The organism is Chitinophaga sp. (genome assembly GCF_036569185.1).
Classification (GTDB): domain Bacteria; phylum Bacteroidota; class Bacteroidia; order Chitinophagales; family Chitinophagaceae; genus Chitinophaga.
Map to the genome: position 1 here is coordinate 1 of NZ_DATCRD010000304.1, position 9058 is coordinate 9058.

A 9058-nucleotide genomic window follows, 5' to 3' on the forward strand; every position below is an offset into this window, starting at 1 on the left:
GGATTATGATGATTTTGCTGATTTGTCTGATTTTATTTTAGCAGGTATCTGAGTGCTGTAGTCAGATAGAAAACTCCCCTGCAATTATTTTGGCTGCTGCCTGGTTGGAGCATAAACAGGGCAGATAGAAATAACCTTGGGTTTTATTTCAGATAGAAAACTCCCCAGCAATTTTGGCTGCTGCCTGGTTGGGGCATAAACAGGACAGATAGAAATAACCTTGGGTTTTATTTCAGATAGAAAACTCCCCTGCAATTATTTTGGCTGCTGCCCGGTTAGAGCATAAACAGGACAGATAGAAATAACCCCAGGTTTTATTTCAGATAAAGAATCACCCGGATTATTTTGGCGGTTGCTCAGCCGGAGCATAGACGGAAATAACCTTAACCCCGATTTCAGATACTGGTTCCATCTGTACTTTCACTGATTAGTAAAAGGCATTAATAGAGGGATGCGCCGCACAGCTGCGTTATACCAGCGTATTGGAGCTTAATTTAATTAGCATTTATCGATATGCGTGAAAAAAGAACGGTGCTGAATTACCTGGCAGAAAGGGAATGGCTGATCATGAGCTTATGGTTCGGATTGTCCTTTATCGGCGCCATCCTGGAGATCTCCCGGCATAATATCAATAATTATCTCATATTTAAAGACGTATTTTTTCACGTCATACACCAACAGCCGCTATACATCCCCTACCCGGCCGATTATCATGATGTAAATCTTTATGGCCCGGTATTCAGCATCGTTATCGCCCCGTTTGCAGGGCTGGATACCAACCTGGGCGCAATGCTCTGGTCGCTCTCCGGCTCAGCCGTTTTATTTTATGCCATCCGGCAATTGCCGCTCACACGTATGCAGCAGAATATCATCCTGTTGCTCTGTTCAATGGAGCTGATGGGAGCCGCCAGCTGGTTCCAGATGAACCAGTTCATCGGCGCCTTTATTATCCTCGCCTTTACCCATACTATTAAAGGAAAAGAGCTTTGGGCGGCCTTCTTCATTGTTTTGGGAACCCTTACAAAGTTTTATGGCATCGTAGGACTGGCATTTTTCTTTTTCAGTCCCAACCCCAAACGCTTTATCGGTGGCTTGATTTTATGGGGCGCAATAATGTTTGCACTGCCCATGATCATATCTTCTCCCCAATATATCATTCAATGTTATTTCGATTGGTATGCCGCGCTGGTGCACAAAAACGAACTGAATGAAGGAGCAAATATCCTGTTCCAGGATATATCTGCCGGGGGCTTTATTAAAAGGGTATTTCATCTGCCCGGACTGAGTAATAATGTGGTGCTTATTCCCGCAGTAGTGCTTTTCCTGTTACAGTATACCCGGCTGAAAGACCGCTACAACTCCCGTTTCCGCCTGTATATCCTCTGTTCTACGCTGATGTTCCCGGTATTGTTCAGCACCAGCTCGGAATCGCCTACCTATATCATTGCCATACCTGCGGTATGTATCTGGTACGTAATGCAGCCACAAACCAGGTGGAATAACATATTCATGTTTTTTGCCATTATCCTGATCAGCTTTTCCCATTCAGATGTAGTAACCCCCTGGGTAAGAAGGAACATAGCGATGCCATATGCGGTGAAAGCCTTGCCCTGCCTTGTTTTATGGCTCATGATCGCCTATGACATCTATACCAGGAAATATTTGCTGAAAAATAATGTGTCCCCCACGCCTGTCAGGGAGTTGGAACCTGCCGTATTGTGAAAAAATTAACTGAAAAAGTAATAATCCGGGCGTAAATTGCCGGATTATTAAAGGTTTTGATTATGAACATGGGAATCAAGATAGGTAGCGCATTTGCGTTATCTGCGATGCTGTTTCACGGCATTCAGGCAAATGCACAGAGGAAGTCAGCATCATTGCCAGGCTTTGTAGAAAGTAAATCAGTTGCTTCTGTAGACCCCTATATCGGCTCAGGCGGGCATGGACACGTATTTGTTGGAGCCAGCGTTCCCTATGGCGCAGTACAAACCGGCCCTACCAATATTGTGAAAGGTTGGGATTGGTGCTCAGGGTATCATTATTCAGACAGCGTATTAATAGGTTTCTCTCAAATGCACCTCAGCGGAACTGGTATCGGCGACCTGGGCGATGTGCTTATTATGCCCTACACCGGCAATGTAAGAACCAATCGCGGCACACAGGAAAATCCGACTTCAGGGTACGGCTCCCACTATTCGCACAACCGGGAAACCGCACGCCCCGGCTACTATGCCGTTCAGCTGGACGACTATAACATCAAAGCAGAATTAACCGCTTCAGAAAGAGTGGCTTTTCATAAATACACCTTTCCAAAAGATCAGCAGGCCAACATCATCATCGACCTCAAAGAAGGCATAGGATGGGATGCACCGGTAGAAACATTTATCCGCCAGGTAGATGAATATACCCTCGAAGGTTACCGCTACTCTAAAGGCTGGGCAGAAGACCAGCGGCTTTGGTTTGCCATTAAATCCAATGTGCCGGTAAAACAATTCCAGGTATTTGATGGAGATAATAAACAAAGCGGGAAAGAAGTAAAATCGAAAGAAGCCAAAGGCGTGATCGTATTCGATAAATCGCCCGGACAGGTAATGCTGAAAGTAGGCGTTTCCCCGGTGAGCAGCGAAAATGCACTGGCCAATATCAAAGCGGAAATACCAGGCTGGGACTTTATCAAAACCATCAACAGCGCCAACGCCAAATGGGATAAGGAATTGTCTAAAGTGAGCATTGAAACAAAAGATGAAGCCGCTCGCCGCGTATTTTATACAGCCATGTATCACACCATGATTGATCCTGCCCTGTTCAACGATCATGACGGTAGCTATCGAGGCACCGATAAAAAAGTATATTCCAACCCGGGTTTCGATAACTACTCCGTATTTTCTCTATGGGATATTTATCGCTCCTGCGCTCCACTCGCTACCATCCTGCACCCTGAAAAGGTGAACAGCTTTGTAAATTCAATGCTGGCCATCCACAAACAACAGGGCAAATTACCGGTATGGCCGCTGATGGGCAACGAAACCAACTGTATGGTAGGCTACCATGCAGTACCTCCCATTGTAGATGCCTACCTGAAAGGATTTAAAGGATTCAATGCGGAAGAAGCTTTCGAAGCCATGAAAGTAACTGCCAACCGCGACGACCTCGGGCTGAAATATGTAAAGGAACTGGGTTATATCCCTGCAGATAAGGAATATGAATCCGTTTCCAAAGCAATGGAATATGCTATCGACGACTGGTGCATTGCCGCTATGGCAAAGAAGCTTGGCAAAACAGCCGACTTTGAATACTATAAAAAACGCGCGGCCTATTACCGTAATTATTTCGATAGCACTATCCGCTTCGTGCGCCCCCGCATGAGCGATGGCAGTTTTAAAACGCCTTATGATCCGTTTAACTCCATCCACGAAAAAGGTGATTTCACGGAAGGCAACGGCTGGCAATACACCTGGCTGGTACCACAGGATGTGGAAGGCCTGATCCAGCTGATGGGTGGTGATGATGCTTTCACCCAAAAGCTCGATAGCCTCTTTACTGCAAAAGGCGATATGGGTGCTGAAGCATCCGATGATATATCCGGCCTTATTGGTATGTATGCGCATGGTAACGAACCAAGTCATCACGTTACCTACATGTACGCTTTCTCCGGCTACCAGTGGAAAACAGCGGAAAAAGTAAGACAGGTAATGAAAGAATTTTATTTCGATCAGCCGGAAGGCCTTGCAGGTAACGAAGATTGTGGGGCTATGTCTTCCTGGTATGTATTCTCCTCCCTCGGCTTCTATCCTGAAAATTCCGCCAGTGGCGTGTATGTGTTAGGCAGTCCGCTGTTCGATAAGGCATCCATTAAACTGGGCACAGGTAAAACTTTCACCGTTCAGGCGATTGATAACAGCGCGGAAAATATCTACATTCAAAGCGCTACGCTTAACGGTAAGCCATATACGAAAAGTTTTATTACCCACCAGGATGTAGTGAAAGGTGGAACGCTGGTAGTGAAAATGGGGAATAAGCCGAACCTCAACTTTGGTAAGGCTGTTGCCGACAGACCATCGAATGCGCTTTAAGCGGATGTTGTCTGACTCAGGATTATGATCATTACAACGATCACCCTGAATTTATTTTAGAAAAATTGAAAATAGCTTGGGGAGATAGAGGCAGGTAATGCTTTTATCTCCCCAAAATTTTTTTTCAAATACACTAAGCATTTTCACCCAGCACCCGCAACACTTCCGGCGTTACTTCACCAAAGATGGAAACGCCTGCTGCTCCATTTTCAATGGCCAGTTTCACAGCTTTGTCAAGATCAGTGTAATTGCCATGGAAGTCTGGAAGATATAAGCCGGCATACAATGGGAATGCACCATGTAATCCCTTCACGCCCTCTGCTACGGCATCTCCGATCCAGCTTACGTTTTCCTTATAGAAACCATGATAGATCATGGGGCAGATAGCGTTCAATGGCCAGTTGGTCCAGTCCTGGCGTACAATTCGTTTGGCAATTTCAGGAGTAGGAAACACGGCTGCTGAAATAGGCTTTTTATGCTGCCTGGCCACCGCTGCAAGATTGCTTACTACGTTGGTGATCCGGTCGTAGCGGAATTTACGCCAGGACGGGCTTTGATCGGGATGCTCTATCTGCAGCGGATCTACACCGCTTTTTTCCTTATAGGCATTGCGGCATTGTTCGCAGTAGCAAAAATCATATTCCGGCAGTTCTTTCGATTGATCAATGCCATAATTGCTCCAGAGATTCACCGGTAATATTACATCGCAGAAACGGACATAGTCGAGGTGAATACCATCTACATAGTCCAGAGAAAGGATTTTCTCCACCTGGTTTTTCAAATAATTCACCACTTCCGGTTTACTGGGACATAACCAACGGTAGTAATCCACATAGGGAGGATGATTAGCACAGGATTCACCTTTACGGTTTTGCGCATACCATTCCGGGTGACTGGCCAGCAACTCCTTTTCTCCCCTGTTCATGGTCCACATCCAGCGGTGTGCCTTGATACCGTTAGCTTTGGCTATTTTGAAATGTAGCGGGCTATCTGCCTCAAACATAATATCTGTGATGCCTGCTTTACTATAAGCGGCATACCTTGCCTGCAGCACGGCGGCAGTATCTTTATGATCCGGGTTAATCCATACCCGGTGTTGCACGGCATTTTTTTCCAGTGTAGGCGCCGTTTTCCCGGCAACAGCAGCGGCACTGGCAGATAGCGATGGCTTTACCAATGCCAATCCACCTATGCCCAATGATTTTATAAAAAAACGTTTATCCATAGCCGTTATTTTCTATTGTTATAAACTTTACCTTCCTGGTTAATATTTACAGAGCCGGTAAAATTACTACCGGTAACGCTGGCATTATACTGCAATGAAATTCCTTCCATTGATAACGTATATACATTGCCGTTAGTACCGGTTTGTTTTTCAGGGATCTTCAGTGCTTTTAAACTGCTGGCATACCTTCCATTGGCTTGCCTGTATTCCAGTTGCGCGCTGTAGATCTGCCACAGGTATTGACGGGCTTCCTCCGCAGGCGGCAGTTGAAAAGTAGTGCCGGCTTTGCTGGTAAACAGCAGGTAACCCCAGCGCTCCGGCGCATGCATGTTCACAATGCCCTGTGGCGACCATACCCAGTTGTGTTCCGGTCGTTGCAGTTTTACGTATTTTCCGTTCTTGATATCGGTATCCCATTCTACCCGGGAAAAATTGATACGCCAAAGACTGTTCTCCTGTGGTTGCTGGTTCCTGTTAAAGAAACTGAGCGCACTGAAAGGGATGGCCATTTCCACCGTCCATTCTTTATCTGTATCTGATGGGTTATTGATAGTACCGTTGATATGTACGGCGGTGATAATTCCTTTGGTGTCCCAGTTTATCAAAGCCTCTCCCATGTTGCGGTACGGCTTGCCCATAAACAGGTCCATCACCGTATTTAAAGCATTGATTTCAATTTCATAGTACTGGTGGGTATCTCCGTCGGGATCTATAAACACTTCAAAATCATTGTCACGGAAAATGATGGCGTCATGATCTGTCAGTGTTCCCCATATATGGGGTTCCTGCAGGGTGGCTGCAATGTAAAGATACTGCTGATCCCATATCATTTTCACCCTGGTACGCAGCGCAGGCATTGGTTTGGCATCGCCTTCAATATCCTGGAAATCTTCAGTCCATGGGGCTTGCTGCCATGCGGTTTCTTCCAGTTTACCGTCGATTACTACTTTATCTTTCGTTTCCTGGCATACGTAATGCCGGGGTGTTCCCTTGAACGGCTTAAGCGTTTCCCGCGCGCTTTGCGCGGAAATTGTCTGACTCAGGATTATGATGATTACGCTGATTACACTGATTTTTTTTTGTGTGTTGAAAGAAAAATTTTTCATTTATAGTTTCCGTTGATTAATCTTCTAAAGTCAAGGCTTGGCCGGCCAAAGTTAATAAGTAATCCGGTTTCTACGTTATATGCTTCCAGATAGCTTCTAACCTGGGATAAATGGACGTGTTCTGTTACTATTAAAGCCTTTAGCTCTACAGCCACAACATCTTCTACGATAAAATCAGCTCTTCTTCCTCCTACATGTTGTCCTTTATAATATAAAGGAATCTCTTTTTCTCTCACAAAATGAATTTGATTTTCACTCATTTCAATGGCTAATGCCCGTTGGTAGATCACTTCCTGGAATCCTGATCCAAGTATGCGATGCACCTGCATCGCACAACCGATAATTTTTCCGGTAAGCTCGGAATGCTTAAAGTCTGGGTTAATCATAAATTATCTATTGGGTTAAACAAACAATGACTCTAATTTAACTCATTCCAATTACCTAAACAAAGAGCCGGATAAAATCCGGCTCTTAAGTACCAATTAAATCAATTAAAATCAAAAAAATAAAATCAGTGTAATCAGCGTAATCATCATAATCCTAAGTCAGACAAAATCCGCATCCTGAGTCAGACAATTTCCGCGTTTACCAAATGCGCACCCTTGCACTATCCGCCCTGTACATAGCATCGCCGGGTTTCACGCCGTATACTTCGTAGAAGGCGTCCACGTCGCTGAAAGGTCCGTTCACCCTGAATTTGGCAGGGGAGTGTACATCTGTGAGCACCTGCCTGGCGAGGGATTCCTTTTTGGTATGTCCCAGCCAGCCCAGTGCATAACCCATGAAGTATCGCTGTGATGGAGTATAGCCGGCAATTTTCTCATTCTTTTTGAATTGCTCCGTTTTTTTGAAAGCTTCCCAACCCAGCAGGATACCACCCAGGTCCGCAATATTTTCGCCTAGTGTAGCTTTACCGTTGATGCGTAGGGTATCTACTACTACGTAATTGTTAAACTGGTTCACCATTACAGCGGCGCGCTCATTGAATTTTTTCTCGTCGTCTTTTGTCCACCAGCTTTTGAGATTACCGGCGGCATCAAACTGGCGGCCTTCATCATCGAAGCCGTGTGTGATTTCGTGGCCAATGGTGGAGGCGCCGGCATAGCCATAAACAATGGCATCATCCAGTTCTTCGTCACGTTTGCCGGGAACGGTGAAGATGCCGGCAGGCAACACAATTTCGTTGTTACTGGGGTTGTAGTAGGCATTGTATGTTTGCGGGGTCATATCCCATTCGGTGCGGTCTACCGGTTTACCCAGTTTGTTGATCTCGTAGCGCTGCCACCATTGTTGGGCAGCGGTGATGTTCTGGTAGTAGGATTGTTCCTTGATATCCATTGCCGAGAAATCTTTCCACTTATCTGGATAGCCTACTTTTTTCGTGATCTTCGACAGTTTATATAATGCTTTTTGCTTGGTACTGTCGCTCATCCAGTCGAGATGCTCAATGCGCGTTTTCAATTCACCGCGTATTTCTTCTACCAGGTTTTCATATCTTTTTTTGGCGGTATTGTTAAAGAATTCTTTTACAAACAGTTGCCCCAGCGCTTCGCCCATGGCGCTTTCTTCAGCGTCCAGCACGCGTTTCCAGCGGGGCTTCTGTTTGTCCTGTCCTTTCAGGAGAGTGCCGTAAAAGGCGAAGTCGGTATTGGCAATGGTATCGCTGAGATGTGACGCTGCAGCATTGATCAGGTTCCATTTGAGATAGTCTTTCCAGGTTTGAAGGGGTTGCGACTTAACCGCGTTGCTAAGATTGGTGTAAAATTCCGGCTGACCAACAATAACAGTATCGGCAAATTTATTGATGCCTTGTTGTTTGATGAAATCATTCCAGTCGATATTCCCGGCAATTTTATTGAGCTGGGTCACTGCCATTTTATGATAATTGGCTTCAGGATCGCGGAGCGCTTCCAGTTTACGGCTGTTCTTCGCCAGGCTGGTTTCCAGTTGTACAATGCCGGCAGCGGCTTTTTTAGCAGCGGTACTATCGTAGCCGATAAACTGCAGCATTTTAGCAACGTGTGCCGGGTAAGCATTTCTTATGTTAGTGGTGCGCGCATCGGTGTTAAAGTAGTAGTCGCGGTTAGGTAATCCTAATCCGCCCTGGCCAAGCTGAACGGCAATCACTTCGCTGTTTTTGGCGTCCTGGCCTATGTAAAGGCTGCAGAAGGCCCCGGTGTTCATGTTTAGTTTGGAGGCTATTTGCACCAGTTGCGGAATGGTAGTAACTGCGTCAATGGCTTTCAATTCTGCTTCAATAGGTTTTATGCCTTCCTGGTTAATGCGAACAGAGTCCATACCGCTTTTCCAGAAAGCGGCAATTTTTTTGGAGATAGGATCGGCAGGATTTTCCACTGCCTTTTCATTGATGATACGAAGGCGTTTGTACAATTCTTCCTGTACAAGGTTACCAATACCCCATGAGCTGTATTCGGCGGGTATGGGATTGCGTTTTATCCAGCCACCGTTGGCATAATCAAAAAAATCCTGTGCGGGGTTCACGCTGCTGTCTACATTAGCGGCTACTGCGTCGGGGGTGGAAGAAGTGGCATCGCCGGGCTGTTTTTGTCCCTGGTTACATGCCACGAAGCAGGTAACAGCAGCCAGACCGGTTACGGCGAGGATGGATCTTATCATAAGCTTTTCAGATTTGT

Annotated in this window: 6 protein-coding genes; 2 read left to right on the forward strand and 4 right to left on the reverse strand. The window is 45.8% G+C overall.

Going from position 1 to position 9058, the window contains the following annotated elements; genetic code table 11:
- Positions 1 to 513: 513 nt before the first annotated feature.
- Both VIM72_RS23705 and VIM72_RS23710 read left to right on the forward strand, forming a co-directional pair.
- The gene (locus VIM72_RS23705) at positions 514 to 1722 is read left to right on the forward strand and encodes a glycosyltransferase family 87 protein (protein ID WP_332005300.1); all 1209 of its coding nucleotides are present in this window, start codon (positions 514 to 516) and stop codon (positions 1720 to 1722) included.
- Between the two features lie 62 nt (positions 1723 to 1784).
- A complete protein-coding gene (locus VIM72_RS23710; RefSeq protein ID WP_332005301.1) occupies positions 1785 to 4073 on the forward strand; it encodes a GH92 family glycosyl hydrolase in 2289 nt (762 codons plus the stop codon).
- 133 nt (positions 4074 to 4206) lie between these two features.
- Here VIM72_RS23710 and VIM72_RS23715 read toward each other — a convergent pair whose 3' ends face one another.
- The 4 genes from VIM72_RS23715 to VIM72_RS23730 all read right to left on the reverse strand — a co-directional run.
- On the reverse strand, positions 4207 to 5298 hold the full coding sequence (locus tag VIM72_RS23715; protein WP_332005302.1) for a family 10 glycosylhydrolase: 1092 nt from the start codon (positions 5296 to 5298) through the stop codon (positions 4207 to 4209).
- 5 nt (positions 5299 to 5303) lie between these two features.
- Entirely contained in the window at positions 5304 to 6404 is a 1101-nt protein-coding gene (locus VIM72_RS23720) for a carbohydrate-binding family 9-like protein (RefSeq protein ID WP_332005303.1), read from the reverse strand.
- On the reverse strand, positions 6401 to 6790 hold the full coding sequence (locus VIM72_RS23725; protein WP_332005304.1) for a GxxExxY protein: 390 nt from the start codon (positions 6788 to 6790) through the stop codon (positions 6401 to 6403). Before VIM72_RS23725 ends, VIM72_RS23720 begins: the two co-directional genes overlap by 4 nt.
- 199 nt (positions 6791 to 6989) lie before the next feature.
- Positions 6990 to 9058: M13 family metallopeptidase (locus VIM72_RS23730; protein ID WP_332005305.1), on the reverse strand; the 2069-nt coding region annotated here is incomplete at its 5' end.